At 68.3% G+C, this 16374-nt stretch carries 16 protein-coding genes and 2 pseudogenes; 11 read left to right on the top strand and 7 right to left on the bottom strand.

The window, feature by feature from the left end:
- Positions 1-2 precede the first annotated feature (2 nt).
- Positions 3-1682, top strand: a pseudogene (locus tag QH168_RS18770) (SulP family inorganic anion transporter); the annotation flags it as partial.
- A 424-nt stretch (positions 1683-2106) separates the two neighbouring features.
- Here QH168_RS18770 and QH168_RS18765 read toward each other — a convergent pair.
- On the bottom strand, positions 2107-2979 hold the full coding sequence (locus tag QH168_RS18765) for a universal stress protein (RefSeq protein WP_280236002.1): 873 nt from the start codon (positions 2977-2979) through the stop codon (positions 2107-2109).
- A gap of 236 nt (positions 2980-3215) precedes the next feature.
- Between QH168_RS18765 and QH168_RS18760 the strand changes: the two genes are divergently transcribed.
- Positions 3216-4196, top strand: coding sequence for an Acg family FMN-binding oxidoreductase (locus QH168_RS18760; protein ID WP_280236001.1), 981 nt, complete (start codon positions 3216-3218; stop codon positions 4194-4196).
- 25 nt (positions 4197-4221) lie between these two features.
- Here QH168_RS18760 and QH168_RS18755 read toward each other — a convergent pair.
- Positions 4222-4314 (bottom strand): annotated as a pseudogene (locus QH168_RS18755) (universal stress protein); the annotation flags it as partial.
- Between the two features lie 222 nt (positions 4315-4536).
- Between QH168_RS18755 and QH168_RS18750 the strand changes: the two are divergent.
- The 3 genes from QH168_RS18750 (at position 4537) to QH168_RS18740 (ending at position 7244) form a co-directional block, all read left to right on the top strand.
- Positions 4537-5133, top strand: coding sequence for an Rv1733c family protein (locus tag QH168_RS18750; protein ID WP_280236000.1), 597 nt, complete (start codon positions 4537-4539; stop codon positions 5131-5133).
- A gap of 121 nt (positions 5134-5254) precedes the next feature.
- On the top strand, positions 5255-6079 hold the full coding sequence (locus QH168_RS18745) for a universal stress protein (protein WP_280235999.1): 825 nt from the start codon (positions 5255-5257) through the stop codon (positions 6077-6079).
- Positions 6080-6323: 244 nt separating this feature from the next.
- The gene (locus QH168_RS18740; RefSeq protein WP_280235998.1) at positions 6324-7244 is read left to right on the top strand and encodes a universal stress protein; all 921 of its coding nucleotides are present in this window, start codon (positions 6324-6326) and stop codon (positions 7242-7244) included.
- 154 nt (positions 7245-7398) lie between these two features.
- Here the strand turns inward: QH168_RS18740 and QH168_RS18735 are convergent, their stop codons facing one another.
- The gene (locus QH168_RS18735; protein WP_280235997.1) at positions 7399-7818 is read right to left on the bottom strand and encodes a WS/DGAT domain-containing protein; all 420 of its coding nucleotides are present in this window, start codon (positions 7816-7818) and stop codon (positions 7399-7401) included.
- 363 nt (positions 7819-8181) lie between these two features.
- On the opposite strand from QH168_RS18735, the gene QH168_RS18730 reads away from it, so the two are divergent.
- The 3 genes from QH168_RS18730 (at position 8182) to QH168_RS18720 (ending at position 10559) form a co-directional block, all read left to right on the top strand.
- Positions 8182-9522, top strand: a complete 1341-nt coding sequence (locus tag QH168_RS18730; RefSeq protein ID WP_280235996.1) for a wax ester/triacylglycerol synthase family O-acyltransferase — start codon at positions 8182-8184, stop codon at positions 9520-9522.
- 134 nt (positions 9523-9656) lie between these two features.
- The gene (locus tag QH168_RS18725) at positions 9657-10094 is read left to right on the top strand and encodes a nitroreductase family deazaflavin-dependent oxidoreductase (protein WP_280235995.1); all 438 of its coding nucleotides are present in this window, start codon (positions 9657-9659) and stop codon (positions 10092-10094) included.
- Between the two features lie 105 nt (positions 10095-10199).
- Entirely contained in the window at positions 10200-10559 is a 360-nt protein-coding gene (locus QH168_RS18720) for a hypothetical protein (RefSeq protein WP_348537596.1), read from the top strand.
- A 6-nt stretch (positions 10560-10565) separates the two neighbouring features.
- Here QH168_RS18720 and QH168_RS18715 read toward each other — a convergent pair whose 3' ends face one another.
- From QH168_RS18715 to QH168_RS18695, 4 genes are all read right to left on the bottom strand, one after another.
- Entirely contained in the window at positions 10566-11009 is a 444-nt protein-coding gene (locus QH168_RS18715; protein ID WP_280235994.1) for a bile acid:sodium symporter family protein, read from the bottom strand.
- 180 nt (positions 11010-11189) lie between these two features.
- Positions 11190-12416 carry a hypothetical protein gene (locus QH168_RS18710; RefSeq protein ID WP_280235993.1) on the bottom strand — a complete coding sequence of 409 codons (1227 nt, stop codon included), beginning with the start codon at positions 12414-12416 and terminating at the stop codon, positions 11190-11192.
- Positions 12417-12422: 6 nt separating this feature from the next.
- Entirely contained in the window at positions 12423-12809 is a 387-nt protein-coding gene (locus tag QH168_RS18705; protein ID WP_280235992.1) for a hypothetical protein, read from the bottom strand.
- 444 nt (positions 12810-13253) lie between these two features.
- On the bottom strand, positions 13254-13418 hold the full coding sequence (locus tag QH168_RS18695; protein ID WP_280235991.1) for a hypothetical protein: 165 nt from the start codon (positions 13416-13418) through the stop codon (positions 13254-13256).
- Between the two features lie 738 nt (positions 13419-14156).
- On the opposite strand from QH168_RS18695, the gene QH168_RS18690 reads away from it, so the two are divergent.
- The 3 genes from QH168_RS18690 (at position 14157) to QH168_RS18680 (ending at position 16205) form a co-directional block, all read left to right on the top strand.
- Positions 14157-14474: a MerR family transcriptional regulator gene (locus tag QH168_RS18690; protein ID WP_280235990.1), complete on the top strand. Its 318-nt coding sequence runs from the start codon at positions 14157-14159 to the stop codon at positions 14472-14474.
- Between the two features lie 89 nt (positions 14475-14563).
- A complete protein-coding gene (locus tag QH168_RS18685) occupies positions 14564-15010 on the top strand; it encodes a Zn-ribbon domain-containing OB-fold protein (protein ID WP_280235988.1) in 447 nt (148 codons plus the stop codon).
- Entirely contained in the window at positions 15003-16205 is a 1203-nt protein-coding gene (locus tag QH168_RS18680) for a lipid-transfer protein (RefSeq protein ID WP_280235987.1), read from the top strand. Before QH168_RS18685 ends, QH168_RS18680 begins: the two co-directional genes overlap by 8 nt.
- The last annotated feature ends 169 nt before the right edge of the window (positions 16206-16374 follow it).

Genomic DNA, 16374 nt, shown 5'->3' with positions numbered 1-16374 from the left:
GGATGATGCCGGTTCGTGCGCTCCCCGGCCTCCGGCAGTTCCGCGACTACCAGCGCGGCTGGTTGCGGGCCGATGTGCTGGCCGGAATCACCGTCGCCGCGTACCTGGTGCCGCAGGTCATGGCCTACGCCACCGTGGCGGGGCTGCCACCGGTCGCGGGGCTGTGGGCGGTGCTCGGTCCTCTCGCGGTGTACACCGTGCTCGGTACGTCCCGGCAGCTGTCGGTGGGACCGGAGTCGACCACCGCGCTGATGACCGCCGTCGCGTTGGCGCCGCTGGCTGCGGGCGATCCGACCCGCTATGCGGCGCTGGCCGCGATCCTCGCCGTCGTGGTCGGCGCGCTGTGCCTGGTGGGCGCGCTGGTCAGGCTGGGTGTCCTCGCCGATCTACTGTCGCGACCCGTGCTGATCGGCTACCTCGCGGGCACCGCGGGCATCATGATCGTCGGCCAGCTGGGGCCGGTGACCGGTGTCCCGGTGGACGGCGACACGATCCCCGCACAACTGCGCTCCTTCGCCGCGAACCTGGCGGCCCTGCACTGGCCGACGACACTGCTCGCGGCGTCGGTGTTGCTCGGGCTGCTACTGGCGGCGCACTGGGCGCCGCGACTGCCCGGACCGCTGCTCGCGGTGCTGCTGGCGACGGTCGCGGTCGCGGTGTTCGCGCTGCGCGACCACGGAATCGTGACCGTCGGGCCGGTGCCGGCCGGTATCCCCGTGCCCGGATTCACCGGCGTCGCGATGTCGGATCTGGCGCAGCTCGTGCTCCCCGCGCTCGGTATCGCAGTCGTCGGATTCTCCGATAATGCGCTCACCGCGCGGGCCTTCGCCGCCCGGCACGGTCGCCACGTCGACGCGAACACCGAACTGGCCGCCCTCGGCGCCACCAACCTGGCGGCGGGCGCCCTGCACGGCTTCCCGGTGAGTTGCAGCGGAAGCCGCACGACGATCGCCGATTCCATGAACGCCAAGACCCAGCTGTACTCGCTCACCGCGCTCGGTGTGGTGCTGGTGGTCCTGTTCGGAGCCAGGGGAGTGCTGGCGGGGTTTCCCACCGCCGCCCTCGGCGCGCTCGTGGTCTACGCCGCGCTCCGGCTCATCGACGTGGCGGAATTCCGTCGGATCGGACGGTTCCGGCGCAGCGAACTGGTGCTGGCGCTGGCCACTCTCCTCGCGGTGCTCGCGTTCGGGGTGCTCTACGGCGTGTTGATCGCCATCGGGTTGTCGATCCTCGATCTACTGCGCCGAGTGGCCCGCGCCCACGACGCCATCCTCGGCTACGTACCCGGCGTGCCCGGCATGCACGACATCGACGACTATCCACAGGCGAAACCCGTTCCCGGCCTGCTGATCTACCGCTACGACGCGCCCCTGTGCTTCGCCAACGCCGAAGACTTCCGCCGCCGCGCCCTCGCCGCCGTCGACCAGCAGGCCGCCCGCGACCGGGTGCCGGTGCGCTGGTTCGTGCTCAATACCGAAGCGAACGTCGACGTCGACCTGACCGCGATGGACGCCGTCGAACAGATCCGCCGCGAACTGTCCGCACGCGGAATCCGTTTCGCGATGGCACGGGTGAAGCAGGATCTGCGCGACGATCTCGATGCGGCCGGTCTCACCGACCGGATCGGCGCGGATCAGCTCTACCCCACGCTTCCCACCGCGGTGGCGGCGTACGAGGCGCAGTTGCCGACGCATTCCGAGCAGGAGGGGGCGCCGCCGAACCGGGCCGCCCCACAACCATCAACCGGACGGATCGACGGGACGATCCCGGACGTCCCCGTCGACGGGCGCGGCCCGACCCCGCCAGGAGCGGCGGACAGCGGCACCCCACCAGAACAGCCGCAGCGCGAGGGCGAGATATAGCGCCACCGCGACATACACCAGGAGCCCACCGTAATCGGCGGCCCAGCCACCGATCTCGCCTGCCGCGGCGATCGCGGCACCGCACATCAGCACGGCGATCACCATCGCCGGTACCCCGAGCGGCCCGGCGGGGTCCGGGGCCGTATCGGGCATATGCGTGCGGTGTCCGGGCCGCAGCCGCCGGGCGCTACCGTCCGGCAGCGCGGCTCCGGGCAGGTGGGTGCGAGATCGGCGGCGCATCGTCTCAGCCGTCATCGGCGTCGCGAACGATGATCAGTGGGCATTCGGCGGTATGCAGGACGGCCTGACTCACCGAGCCGAGCGTCATCCCGACGAATCCACCCCGTCCGCGACTGCCGACGACGATCAGCTGCGCCGACGCCGCCGCGTGCAACAGCGCGCGCGCCGGGCGGTCCTGCACGACCACCCGCTTGACCGGCACGTCGGGGTACATCTCGCGATATCCGGCGATGCTCTCCGATAGCAGCGCCTCGGCCTGGGTCTGCATATCGGGCCGCGCGTCGTACCGGTTGAACTCCGACCAGGCGTGTACGGCGACGACACCGGTGTCACGTGTCGAGGCTTCGTCGAAGGCGATCGCGATGGCACGGGCACTGTGCGGTGAGCCGTCGACACCGACCACCACCGAGCCCTCCCACACACCGCCCTCGGCGTCGGGAACGACGGCGACAGGGCACGGCGCATGCCTGGCCAGCGCGCTGCTGACCGATCCGAGCAGCGTCCGCCGAAACGCGCCGAGCCCACGGCTGCCGACCACGAGCAGGGACGCGGTCCGGCCGAGATCCCGCAGCACCGGGATCGGCTCTGCGCCGACCACAGCGGTGGTGAGGTCGACGGTCGCGCTCGATCCGGCGGCATTTTTCGCGACCTCGGCCGCCGCACCGAGCAGGGTTTCGCCCCGTGCGCGGAACGCCTCGTAATCCAGAGGCGGCCCGGACAGCCCCGGCACGAAATCGACGGGCACGCCGATCGCGTACACCAGGTGCAGCGGCAGCCGGCGTCGCGCCGCGTAGGCGGCCGCCCAGCGCACAGCGACCAGTGATTGTTCGGAACCGTCTGCTCCGACGACGACCGGTGAATTCGTGAATGCGGACATCGGGTTCGCCTTTCTGGCCCTTCGGCTGCTCCGTTGCTTCGGATACCGGAAGGCTAGGCAGGGTGGCGGGTCTATCGCGCCGGTCCTTGGTCACCGCTGCCGAGGACCAAAGACGTTTCCGCGGACCGGCCGCGAAAGCCGTCCGAAGTCACCACAGGAGGGGTCCTCGTGCCCTTATCGGTCGTGTCGCGGTGGTGCGACGGTGGTGGCGCAACCATCGACGAAGGACGGACATCATGGACCGCGGATTGCCTGATGACACCACCGTTGCGGCGGTACTCGCGCTCGCCGGACGAGCGCCGTCGGTACACAACGTTCAGCCGTGGCGCTGGCGCATCGCCGATCGGAGTGTCCATCTGTATCTCGACGCGGACCGGGCCCTGCCGATCGCCGACCCCGACCGGCGTGACCTGATCCTGAGCTGCGGCGCCGCCCTGCACCACCTGTCGGTGGCCTTCGCGGCCGCGGGCTGGGCGACGGTGGTGCACCGGCTGCCGAACCCCGACGATCCCGATCATCTCGCCGCCGTCACCCTGGTGGCCCATCGCGCCACCAGCCAGGAGATCGCGATGAGCGCCGCGATCCGGGAACGCCGGACCGACCGCCGCCACTACACCTCATGGCCCGTCCCGCCCGGCTATCTCGGACTGCTGACCGAGCGGGCGGCCGCCCTCGGCGCGATCGTGCGCCCCGTACCGGACCATGAACGCGACCGTCTGGTGGTCGCGGCCCGCGCGGCGGCGCGTCAGCACGCCGACGATCCCGATTACCGGTTCGAGCTGGCCGTATGGTCCGGCCGACACGGCAGCCCGGACGGTGTGCCCGCCCGCAACACCCCGGCGCCGCGGCCCTGTGACGATCTGCCCTCGCGCGCTTTCGCCGCGCCCGAACTGGCCGACCCCGCCGAAGAACGCGATTACGCCGAACTGCTGATGCTCGGCACATCAGGCGACGACCGGATGTCGCGTTTGCGTGCCGGGGAGGCGATGAGCGCGGTGCTGCTGACCGCCGCCAATATCGGGCTCGCCAGTTGCGCACTCACCGAACCGCTCGAGATCCCCACCCAACGCGACGAGATCCGGTCGGAGATGCTGAACGGCACCAGCTACCCGCAAGCGTTCGTCCGGGTCGGGTGGGCGCCGACGAGCAACGAACCCCTCCCGGCGACACCGCGCCGCCCGGTCCAGGATCTGCTGTTCCCCACCGACGTCGAGTGATCTGCCGATGGCGCCCGGTGGTCGGTCAGCGCGGATGAACGACCATGACGGGGCAGTGGGCGCTCTGCACGAGGGCGTTGCTGGTCGAACCGAGCAGCAGCCCGGCGAATCCGCCGCGCGCTATGCGCCGCGACGGCGAGCACGGTGGAGCCGAGCAACCCGCCTCTGCTGAGACCCCACGCGCCGATCGCGGTGAGATGCGCGGGTCCGAAGCCACCTGGTCGGCGGCGGGTGCCGGTGGACCCTGCCCGCCGATGACCTTGTTCCCTGTCGGTGCGGCAGGGGCCCGCGCGAAGCTCGACACAGGAACGAAGGATCGCTGTTCGAGAAAGGTCTCGCCATGGCCGACGGAGCGGACGCGCGCACGCGGGCGGATATCGCGGCGTGGTGGTGCAGGCGGCCGTGGAACCCCAACCCGCTGCTGCGCTCCGCCGACCGTGCGGTGCTCCTGCTGCGGATGGTGGTGCTCGGTGCGGTGCTGCTGGCGCTACCACTGGCATTGACGATCGGCACCCAGATCTACACCGACGACGCCGCGCGCGTGCGCGCCGAACAGGCGGCGGTCACCGCCGTCGACGCGACGGTGCTCACCGAGCCCGTGTGGTCCGATGACGCACACGATTTCACGGCCCAGGTGCGCTGGGATACCAGAGACCAGCCGCAGACCGCCACGATCCCGGTAGCGCGACGCACCGAAATCGGCGACCGGGTTGCGGTCTGGCTCGATGACGCCGGTGCGCCCACCGATACGCCGCGCCACCCGGTGACCGCCGCCTTCGCCGGAATCGGCGCGGCGGTGCTCATCTGGACCGTCACCTGCCTGATCGGGTTCGGGCTGATCCGGGGCGCCGTCCTGCTGTCGGATCGTCGCCACGCCACGCAGTGGGACCGTGAATGGGTGCGGTTCGACAAACCGGTCACCGGCGACATGTCATAGTCGCAGGTAGGCCCGGCCGACGATCATCGAGGAAGGGGATGCGGATGTCTGCGCACACGAACACGGCGGGCGATCGGCTCGTCCTGGCCGCCGTCGACGGTTCGGCGAGTTCCATCAGGCGGTGGCATGGGCGGCGGCAGAAGCTGTGTTGCACGACGCGCCGCTGCACCTGCTCACCTCCACCGGAATCGCGATGGCCTCGGCCTTGAGTGAAGGCCTCGATCTACCCGAGAGCGAGCGGGGATGGTTGCACACCGACGGTGAACGGATCGTGGCCGAAGCGGCATCGGTCGCGCGCCGCGCCGTCGGCGAGGACGATCGGCTCGTCCTGACCACCGAGGTCACCCCCGAATTCATCGTCCCCACCCTGCTGGAACGGTCCACGACCGCCCGGATCCTGGTCGTCGGCAGCCGCGGGCTCGGTGCCTTCCGGCGGACCCTGCTCGGGTCGGTCAGCACCGCGGTGACCCGACACGCTCGCTGCCCGGTGGCCGTCATCCACGATTTCGCCGCACTCGATGCCGCCTCGGCGGACAAACCGATCCTCGTCGGCGTCGACGGCACCGAAAACAGTGTGGCCGCAGTCGAATACGCCTTCGACGCGGCCGACCGCCGCAAGGTCGGCCTGGTCGCGCTACACGCCTGGAGCGACAGCACCTCGCTGGATCTGCCGATGAAGGACTGGGAATCGCTGCGCGAATCCGAACGAGCCGTGCTCGCCGAGCGGCTCGCGGGCTTCGCGGAGAAATACCCCGATGTCGTCGTCCGCAGAATCGTCGTGCCGAATCGGCCGACACACGCCCTACACGACCAATCCGACTATGCCCAGATGGTTGTCGTCGGCAGCCATGGCCGCGGCGGTTTCGCCAGCATGGTGCTCGGCTCGACCAGCAATGCCGTACTGCACACCGTCGCCTGCCCGGTCGTGGTCGTCCGTACGCGCTGAGCTGCGACCGGGTGAGGTGAGAGCAGCCCTGGGTACGGTGGGCGGCGTTGATCGCAGTGCCGGAAGAGGTGAGGCGTGGAGCAGCTCCGACTCGGCGAGACCAGAGGGGCGTTGTGCGGCGGACGGATTCCGATTCGGAGGGCATCGAGTCCTCGGAAATGAGGCCCGAAGTCCCTGGGGCGGATCGCGGCGGCGATCGACACTGGGAGTGACCCACCCCGAACGGAAGGGAAGGCCCACCGCCATGACTCCGCAACCCGCTCGTGACCGGCATACTCTGGCCTCGGCCGCCATCGTGGTCGGCACCGACGGCACACCCGCGAGCACCCGCGCGGTGGAATGGGCCGCCCGGACCGCCTCCGCGCGTGGACGACGTCTCGTCATCGCCCACGGCTACGACCTGAAGACCACCAACGTGATGCTCACCTCTTACGATGTCGTCGTCCCGCCCATCGCCGAGAACGTCCGCCGCAACGGCGAACAGGTGCTGGATTCGGCGGCCCGCCTCGTCACCGATATCGATCCGACCATCGAGGTCGTCACCGAACTGTCGGAAAGCGCTGCGGGCCGTCTGCTGATCGAGCTGTCCGACACCGCGTATCTGACCGTGCTCGGCGCCGGGGCGATGGTCGGCCCCCTCGCACACCTGGGTTCGACCCTGCTGTCCGTCGCCGCCCACGGCCACGGCCGCGTCGTCGTGGTTCGGGAGGCGCACCCCCAGCACACGGTGCGCGACAGCGGACCGGTCGTCGTCGGTGTCGACGGCAGCGCGGTCGGTGAGCCCGCCATCGAAGCCGCGTTCAGCGAGGCCTCCGAACGCGGAACCGATCTCGTCGCGGTGCACGCCTGGAGCGACCTGTCCCAGGGTGTATTCGCCGGAGCGTCCTATCTGGACCTACCCACCGCAGACCTGGAGATCGGCGAAAAGGCGCTGCTGGCCGAGCGATTGGCGGGCTGGCAGGAGAAGTACCCGACCGTCGAGGTCAGCCGCGAGATCTACATGTCGGGCCCACGCCAACACCTGATGCACTGGTCCAAGAACGCGCAACTGATCGTGGTCGGCAGCCGCGGCCGCGGCGGCTTCCGCGGTCTGCTGCTCGGTTCGACGAGCAATTACCTGGTGCAGCACGCACATTGCCCGGTGATGGTCGTGCACCGGGACTGACCTCCGGGGCGGATCACGCGTGCGGTCCTGACCTCGGGTCGGGGCGCACGCTCGTCCGCGACAACCAGCCGAACGCTGGCCCGATCGGCAGCCGGTTTCTCGCTGGCGAGGTCGCGATCGGGCAGAGCGCGGCCGAAGCGAAGAGCCGAGCGGTTCAGCTCTCTGCGGCGCGCGGACCGCCGAGGTTCAGTACCGTGCGGAACCCCTCGGCGAGGCATGCGGTGAGGGTGTCGACATCGGGAACGGCGGCGGTATCGGCATTGATACCGACATAGCAGGTGCCCGCATGGGAGGTCATCGTCACGTTGAAGGCGGTGCCGAGAGTAGGGCTGAAGGCGTACATCCGGTCGATACGCGCACCCGCGAGATAGATAGGGACCGGTGAGCCGGGCACATCCGACGCCACGAAGTCGACATGTTCGAGCATTCCGGCGATCAGCGCGACCGGTACCCGGTTGAGGACCGCCGCCACGGCGGCCGAATGCGGGATCGACGGCTCCTCGACCTGCCGCCGGATCAGCGCACGGACCCGACCCATCAGCGCCGCGGGGTCGGTGTCGTCGACGGGTACCACGAAGCGGGACAGTGGTGTCCAGCATCAAGATCGACACAATGGTCGGCTGCAAGATCGGATTCCGCTGCAATCGCCACGTGAGGAAATCGGTCTGCGACAACCGAGTCGTCCGCGTGCGCATCCCTGCGCCTCCTCACCACCTCGATAGGTACCGATGATGTGCCTGCACGGTAGGCGCACCGGCCGCGCCGACCACAGTGCCGAAGAGGCACGGTCCGTGGGACCTTCGGCACCGCTCGGACCCCGGCCGCACAGGCGACTCCCGGCCCTGTCGCCGGTGACCATCGGCCGCAGCGCGGTCACCAGCGGCAGGAGGACCCTGGACACATCGGATCGTCACCATGTGCGACAGGACGGCAGACCATGACCGAGCTACGGCCGCTCGATTCGGGGTTCATCGAGCTGGAGGACGCCGACCAGCGCGTCAGCCTCGGGATCGGTGTGGTGGCGATCATGGCGGGAGCGCCGCCGCCGCGGCCGGTCTTCGCCGCCGCGCTGGCCGAACGGCTGCGTGCGGTGCCGCGGCTGCGTCAGCGGGTGCACCGCGCGCCGCTGGATATGACGACCCCGACCTGGGAGGACGATCCAGCCTTCGACCTCGCTCATCACCTGCGCTGGGCCGGGCTGCCCGCGCCGGGCGACGACGCGACCCTGTGGGAACTGGTGGCGATCGAACTGGAGGAGCGGCTGGACCGGGATCGCCCACTGTGGCAGTGCGTGGTGGTCGAAGGGCTGTGTGAGGGGCGGTGGGCGTTGATCATCAAGGCGCATCACAGTCTGCTGGACGGTGTGTCCGGTGTGGCCATGTTCGAACGGCTCTGCGAACCGGTCGCGGCGCAGGCACAGCCCACAGCGCGCGGTGGGGGACAGGTGGGCGAGCGGTCGGGGCTGTCCGGTCTGCTGCGGCTGCCGTTTGCGGTGCCGGGCATGTTGTTCACGACGATGCGCAGCCTCCTACCGGTGGGCGCCGCCGTGGTGAAGCCATCGCCGGTGTCATCGCTGAACGGCCCGATCGGGCGGCAACGTCGATACACCGCCGTCCGGGTGTCGCTGCCGGTCGTGACCCGGATCGGCGCCGCCTACGGCGTCACGGTCAACGATGTCGTTCTCGCCGCGATCGCCGGGGGATACCGGGAGCTGCTGCTCGCCCGTGGTGAGGAACCGACGGCGGATCTGCTGCGTATCCTGGTGCCGGTCTCGATGCGCGCCGAACACGCCAAATATGTGCTCGACAACCGTGTCTCGGCGGTGCTGCCGTACCTGCCGATCGATGTCGGTGATCCGATCGATCGACTGCACGTGGTGCACGCGACGATGGCGGCGAACAAGTCCAGCGGCGCGTCGAGCGCCGAGCACAACCTCCTGGAGGCGGCGCGCTGGCTACCGTTCGCCCCCGTGGCGTGGACGCTGCGGCTCGTGGGCAAACTTCCGCAACGAGGAGTCGGGGCGATCGCGACCAACGTGCCCGGCCCGCGGCATCCGCTCACCCTGCACGGACACCGCGTACTCGAACTCCTCCCCGCCGTACCGATCGCCATGCGCCTGCGCACCGCGGTCGCGATTCTCAGCTATCACGACCGGCTGGCGATCGGCATCACCGGCGATTACGACACGACCGCCGATCTCGATGTGCTGGCAGCAGGCATTCGGCGGGCCGTCGACGAACTCGCGTCGCGCGTCGATACCGAGCGGACGGACGACTGACGTCGGGCGGCCGACGGCGAACCACACCCACCTTAATGTTGACGGCAATCACATATCTGATAGTGTATGCACTGCTAACTTGAGCCGAGTGGTCTTCGAGAAGGCTTCGACGTATTCACGACAGGGGACATGTGATGGACAAGTACACGGTGAAGGACGGCGGGGCCAAGGTGATGAACCTGGCCCACCGGTTGGTACTCACACTCAGCGGAAATCGGTTGCTGGCGAAACCATTCGGTATGCCGGTCGTCGAGCTGCACACGGTCGGCCGAAAGTCCGGGCTTGCCCGGTCCTGCTATCTGACCACACCGGTGCACGACGCCGACCGGGTGGTGCTCGTCGCATCGAAGGGCGGTGACGACCGGCATCCGGACTGGTACCGAAACCTCCAGGCACGTCCGGACGCCGAGCTGGTGATCGATGGTCGGCGGCGGAAGATGCACGCCCGCACCGCCGACCCGCAGGAAAAGGCCGAACTGTGGCCGCAGATCGTCGCGGCGTACAAGGGTTACGCCGACTATCAGAAACGCACCACCCGTGACATCCCGGTGGTGATCTGTGAGTTGCGTTGACCAGCCCGCCGGCGGCAGGTGGGACCGAGCTCGATCGTTTGTCCTATGAGCCGTTGACCCCCGGTCGCCTTCCTGGACCGAGCCGCGGATGCGCACGGCGACCGGGTGGCGGTGATCGACGGCCCGCGGCGGTGGATCTATACGCAGTTGCGTGAGCGATGCCGCAGGCTCGCCGGTGCGTTGGCACCGCTGGCCGATGGTCGGCCGGTCGCGGTCCTCGCGCCCAGTACGCACGTGCTGCTGGAGGCGCATTTCGGCGCCCCGTGGGCGGGTGTTCCCGCTCCTCGCCCTGAACACCCGGCTCGCTGCCCGGGATGCGGCGTGGGCCGGATCCGACCGCCGGGTCCAGTGAGGGTGGGGCGGGCACCGCTTGCGCGTGCCTGCCCGGCCGCTGCTGGGCATTGTCAGGGAGGCCTCTCGTCACCCGAGCCTGTTCGGGCGAGGACCGTAGTGACGTGCAACTGACCGAACTCAGTGCACGCGCTGGTCCGTTGCGGACACCGCTTCGGCCCGATCCGCCCCCACACCTCGGGTGATGGCATAACCGAAGAGGGTGGCGATGACGTACATCAGGACCCCGTACACGGCGGCGGGAATCGCGATCTGCGCATTGTCGAGCACGCTCAGTGCGATGGTCAGTGCGACCGCCGTGTTGTGGATACCAACCTCCATGGACGTCGCGATCGCCTGCGCCCGGTCGAGCCTGAGCAGCCGGGCTCCCGCGTAGCCGAGCGCGAGACTCGACAGGCAGAACAGGGCCGTGACCACACCCACCTGCTGCGCATAGTCGGCCAGGTTGTCCCGCTCCGCCACCAGCGCACCCGCCGAAACCAGCACCAACACCGCGATCGAGAAGACGCGGACCGGCCGATCGGCGGCCGCGGCGAAACCCGCCGAGTACCGCCGCACCGTCATCCATGGAAATCTCTCTGTTCGAAGAAGCGTCGGCGTATACCGCCTCGGTCTAGTGCGCAGTAGCGCGAGTCGTCCTGCGAGGTTGCTCCGGGCACGTATACGAGCCGGTGCGGTAACGGCCGTCGGCATAATGTAAATTCCGTTAACATTCCTGTCGATCGAGTGCGACCGATCGTGTAGTTACGGGCGGCACCCGGGATGGGTGACGGTGATCTCGGCGCTCGTGGTCTTCGTGCCATTGGCGGTGATGACTCGTGGCGCGAGGGTCGCGGTGCCGCATCCGGTGTCGGCTGTGGTCAGGAGGAAGTAGATGAACGCGTTGTCACCGCCGTGATAGTGCCCGATATTGATTCCACGGCCGGTGAGGTCGTCGGAAACGCCTACGCCGTTCGGTTGTGCGGGACTGACTGCGATCGCCGACCCCGGAGTAAAGGTGAGGGAGGGCGGAATGTCGATGGCTACCGTGACATCGAGTTGGTCGGTGGTGCCGGTGTTCTGATAGGCAATCTGTACCTCGATCCTCTGTCCGGGGGCTGCCGACACCGATGGCTTCCATTCCGGCGTATCGGGAAACCGCACGGCCGCTTCGACATTGAACCCGGGTTTATCGGCGGTGACGGTGAACCGAACCGTCCCGTCGTACTCACCACCGCCGACGAGGACACCGTTGAGTTCCTGGCTTCCGATCAAGGTCCCGTCCGCGAAGAGTGCAGAGCTGAGGATGGATTCGTCGGTCGGGCCATTGTTGTGGATGCGGGCCGAGGCTTGTACGTAGCGCAGGTCGATGACGGTGTCGGTTTCGAGGCGCACGGTATCCCACACCTGCTTCGGCGCGGCATTGGATGCCGACAGGTGGGCCTTGGCAATCTGCCCCGTCCCGGAGTTCGGCCGCACGAGTGCGGGGATCGCGGTGCGTGCGCGGAGGAATGTGGCGACCAGGCCGGGGGAGTTGTTGGAGTAGAAGATCGAGAACTCGTAATCGTGCCCGGGAATCAAGGTGACGGCGTTGCCCCATGGACCGTCGTCGGTCAGATCGCGGACACGGAAGAAGTCGCGCTCATCTCCGTAGGCCGGATTGTTGCTGACCGAGTTGAGCACCACCGTATTCATGGGCCGCTCGTCATGGTGATACTCGCTGCGCCCCGGACCCCACCCATCCGGCGACGCTTCCGCGGTCACCGGTGGCACGAGGTCCGGCGGGACGCTGTCCGGGTTGCGGACAACGACCCAGACACCGACCGCCGCGATCATCGACAAGACGAAGGCCCCGGCGAGGATGGCGGCACGCCTGGGTCGCGAACCGGTGAGCGTGACGACGGTGGTGGAGGCGTCGATATCTCCGACGTGATCGCCGACGATATTGATCTGTTTGGCGTGCCCCTCCGCGCGGGGGCTGAACTGATCCATCCCCGGCTACAGGTGGATATCGCCGTGATGGTCACCGTGAATATTGACCTGCTTGGCCTGATCGAAGGCCTGCGCGATATGTGCGCCGACGACGCTGTCATGGCGTGCGACGCTCAGTAGCTGCTGGACTTCGGCACGGAATCCGGGGTCCGCGGCGGCCACCTCATCGATGCGTGCGGCGACGACCGCACGATCGGCGTGGGACGATTCGGTGTCCAGGCGTGCCACTGCGGCGGTGGTATCGGGCTCGTCCCGAAATCGAGCGGCGACACGCTCGCGCAGCCGACCGAGCACGGGCAAGGTGCCTGCCGCAGCGGACTGTGCGACACCCTCGCCGTACTTGGTCGCCAGCAGTACAACCGCCGCCGCGCCGATCGATACCGGATCTACCACATCCCCACCTCAATCCACCGAGAACAGGCCCAATCGTATGCCGAGCGGCGCCACGCCGGAGAAGAATCGCCACGGGAGAGATCGGTCGAAATCGGCGGACGGGAACCACGACCCATCGACGTCACGGTGCCCATGGCCGAGTGAGAACGGTGAACGGATGCGTTCCACGGCCTGGGTCGACACGAGATCATCGCGGACCTGTTCCAGGCGCTCGACGATATCGGGTTCACCATTCCCGGGCAGGGCGGCACGTATTGGACGGGTGCGGCGATGAGCGGGGTGGACTACCTCGGCCTGGACTCGGTTCCCGAGGCTGTCGCGGCGACGAACACGACGTTGGCACGCAACGCGGCGCCTATGGCGCGATTGCTGCGCGCACAGCCGTAGCCGGCTTGGCGATAGTTCCGAAAACAACTGTGCGCCAACAGTATCAACGCATTCCGCCTACGGCCGGGAGGTGTCCGTGTCGAGCATCAGCGCGGCCAGAATCGCGGTGCCGACCATGAGGGTGAATGCGATCAGAATCATCGGCGCGATGCCGAGGACCGCAAGGACCGCGAGACAGACCAGGAAGGCGAGGACGAGCTGGAGTGTGCGGTGCGGTGCCATCGAATACCTTTCGGCCGGGTGCGGTCGGCGCCCGTCGTGGAGCGGGTGTAAGGGCGCACCCGAGCGGCTTCGGGCCCGCTGCGGGTGTGCGTGGTGGTGAACACGACGGGCTGGCCGCCGTTGGTGCGGGGCCCGACCCGTGGAGAACAAGTGACGTTGCTCGAGATTCGCGGTATCGATTCGGATGGGGGCATCACCTCGCTTTCCTCGTGATCCGCTGTTGTGCCGTCGCGATGCGGAGGTCCACGCTGGGTCGCGCGGATCCTGGGCGGTGGTCGTCCACTCGGCTCTGTGCGGTCGAACGCCAGGACCGCGGCCGTTCGTGGGCGGAGCACAGGTGCCCGCAGCCGCGGGTAGTGCGGCGTGTGTGCGCGGGCGAGCGCTGCGATCACCACCGCGTCCATGTCGGCGAAGAGCCGCTCGACATCGGGGTCGAGCACGGCCAGATCCAGGTGGGATTGCTCGAAAAGCCTTGTGCGCATGTCGTTGTCGATCATTCCCGCACCTCCTTCGGCCTCGCTGCGGGCTGGACGAGCAACCCGGGCGTCCGCGGTGTCCGGCGCCGCCGCTCACGGACGAGCTCGGTACACGACAGCATCGCCGCCACCTCCGACCATGTTCTACTGTCTGGACAGATAACCTATGTCATCTAACATAGATTTCTTATAGCAAAGCGTTGAGGAGAATTCAAGTGGATATGATAAGAAATCCCGGACCCGGCGACGAGTGAAGGTGAGCATGCCGCGAGAGCCTCATGAGTACGGCCTGCCCGATCCGCAGCGGGCGGTCTTCGCCATCTCGGTGGCGGCGGACCTTGCGGGTATCGGGGTGCAGACCCTGCGTCTGTACGAGAGGCACGGGCTGATCACGCCGGCCCGCAGCGAGGGCGGCACGCGCCGCTACAGCGGTGACGATCTCGCGCGTCTGCATCGCATCGCCGCACTCGCCGCCGAGGGTGTCAACCTTGCCGGTATCGGGCGCATCCTCGATCTGGAAGACGCGAACGCGGCACTGCGCGCCGAACTCGTCCGGGTGCGCGGTCGGCGGTCGCGGTGAGGCCAAGTCGTCGGTAGTCGCATCGCACAGGACCGGCACGGCGCGGATTTCCGACCCGAAATAGAACCTGTTCCTATAACGTCGGGTCTGTGCAGAAAGAACAACGCCCCGCCGTTGCCGACTGGTTCACCACCGATGACGGCACGGTGCGCCTGAAGGGAAGTCGCTGCACCACCTGCGGCACGCCGTACTTCCCGCGCAACACCCTCGCCTGCCGGAACCCGCAGTGCGAAGGGCCGAAAGACGGCTCCGAACTGGCCGAGTACCTGTTCTCCACCCGCGGCCGGATCTGGTCGTATGCCGATGCCAGGTACAAACCGCCCCCGCCTTATGTCGCACCCGATCCGTTCGAGCCGTACGTCGTCGCGGCGGTGGAACTGGAGACCGAGCAGATGGTGATCCTCGGGCAGGTGGTGCGTGGCCTCACCGTCGACGATCTGGCCGTCGGCATGGCGGTCGAACTGACCCTCGGCGTGCTGTACGAGGACGAGGACGCCGAGCACACGGTGTGGATGTGGAGGCCGATCGATGCCTGATCCGAATGCCCGCGATATCGCCGTCCTCGGTGCGGGTATGCACCAGTGGGGCAAATGGGGACGCAATTTCGTCGAGTACGGGCTGGTCGCGGCGCGTACCGCGCTGGCCGACGCCGGGGTCGATCACCGCGACGTCGGCTATATCGCCGGAGCCGACACCATCCGCAACGGATACCCCGGATTCGTCTCGGGCGCGACCTTCGCGCAGGCCCTCGGCTGGTCGGGTGCGCGTATCTCGAGCAGCTACGCCGCATGCGCCTCCGGCGCGCAGGCCATCGCCAACGCGCGCGCCCAGATTCTGGCGGGACTGTGTGAGGTGGCGCTGGTGGTCGGCGCGGATGCGGCGCCGAAGGGTTTCTTCCAGCCGGTCGGCGGTGAACGCCGCGACGACCCGGACTGGTTGCGTTTCCACCTGCTCGGCGCCACCAACCCCATCTACTTCGCGCTGTACGCGCGGCGGCGCATGGCGCTGTACGGCGCCACGCTCGACGATTTCGCCGCGGTCAAGGTGAAGAACGCTCGGCACGGCCTGAACAACCCGTATGCCCGCTATCGCAAGGAGGTGTCGGCCGAAGAGGTCGCGGCCTCGGCGATCGTCTCGGACCCACTGCGACTGCTGGACATCTGCGCCACCAGCGACGGCGGTGCGGCACTGGTGTTGACGTCGATGGAGTACGCACGCCGCCACGGCATCAGCGATCCGGTCCGCATCCGGGCACTGTCGACCGTCACGCCGACTTTCCCGAAAACCGTGCTCGACCTGCCCGATTTCGCGACCGACTCCGCGGTGGCGGTGGAGCCTGCGCCACGCGAGTTCCGGTCCGCCGTCGCGCACGCCGCGTACGAAGAGGCCGGGCTCGGTCCCGCCGATCTGTCGCTCGCCGAGGTCTACGACCTCTCCACCGCGCTCGAGTTGGACTGGTACGAGGACATCGGCCTGTGCGGGAAGGGTGGTGCGGAGGAGTTATTACGCAGCGGCGCAACGACATTGGGTGGACGCATACCGGTCAATCCCAGTGGCGGGCTCGCCTGTTTCGGTGAGGCGATACCCGCCCAGGCGATCGCGCAGGTCTGCGAGCTCACCTGGCAGTTGCGTGGGCAGGCCGAGGGACGCCAGGTGGAGGATGCCCGCGCGGGTATCGCGGTCAATCAGGGTCTGTTCGGTCACGGATCGGCGATTATCGCCACCCGCTGAGCACGGCATCGCTCATCCGCACGAGACAAGGCCTCGCTGTCGTCGACACGATCTGTGATCGCCGGTCATCCGCGGGCGAGCAGCGGTGGAGGATCTGTGCCCCTGGACAGCGGGTAGGGCTGGAGACGATCGCGAGAGCCCTCGAATGGGAGGCCCTACTATCGTCGGC

Source organism: Nocardia cyriacigeorgica (genome assembly GCF_029868385.1).
GTDB lineage: Bacteria > Actinomycetota > Actinomycetes > Mycobacteriales > Mycobacteriaceae > Nocardia > Nocardia cyriacigeorgica_F.
This window is presented reverse-complemented; position numbering and strand designations above follow the sequence as displayed.

Coding starts and splice junctions, on each gene's coding strand:
- QH168_RS18765 (WP_280236002.1), bottom strand. CDS start 2,979: ATGTCCGCATTCACGAATTCACCGGTCGTCGTCGGAGCAGACGGTTCC.
- QH168_RS18760 (WP_280236001.1), top strand. CDS start 3,216: ATGGACCGCGGATTGCCTGATGACACCACCGTTGCGGCGGTACTCGCG.
- QH168_RS18750 (WP_280236000.1), top strand. CDS start 4,537: ATGGCCGACGGAGCGGACGCGCGCACGCGGGCGGATATCGCGGCGTGG.
- QH168_RS18740 (WP_280235998.1), top strand. CDS start 6,324: ATGACTCCGCAACCCGCTCGTGACCGGCATACTCTGGCCTCGGCCGCC.
- QH168_RS18730 (WP_280235996.1), top strand. CDS start 8,182: ATGACCGAGCTACGGCCGCTCGATTCGGGGTTCATCGAGCTGGAGGAC.
- QH168_RS18725 (WP_280235995.1), top strand. CDS start 9,657: ATGGACAAGTACACGGTGAAGGACGGCGGGGCCAAGGTGATGAACCTG.
- QH168_RS18715 (WP_280235994.1), bottom strand. CDS start 11,009: ATGACGGTGCGGCGGTACTCGGCGGGTTTCGCCGCGGCCGCCGATCGG.
- QH168_RS18710 (WP_280235993.1), bottom strand. CDS start 12,416: ATGGATCAGTTCAGCCCCCGCGCGGAGGGGCACGCCAAACAGATCAAT.
- QH168_RS18695 (WP_280235991.1), bottom strand. CDS start 13,418: ATGGCACCGCACCGCACACTCCAGCTCGTCCTCGCCTTCCTGGTCTGT.
- QH168_RS18690 (WP_280235990.1), top strand. CDS start 14,157: ATGCCGCGAGAGCCTCATGAGTACGGCCTGCCCGATCCGCAGCGGGCG.
- QH168_RS18680 (WP_280235987.1), top strand. CDS start 15,003: ATGCCTGATCCGAATGCCCGCGATATCGCCGTCCTCGGTGCGGGTATG.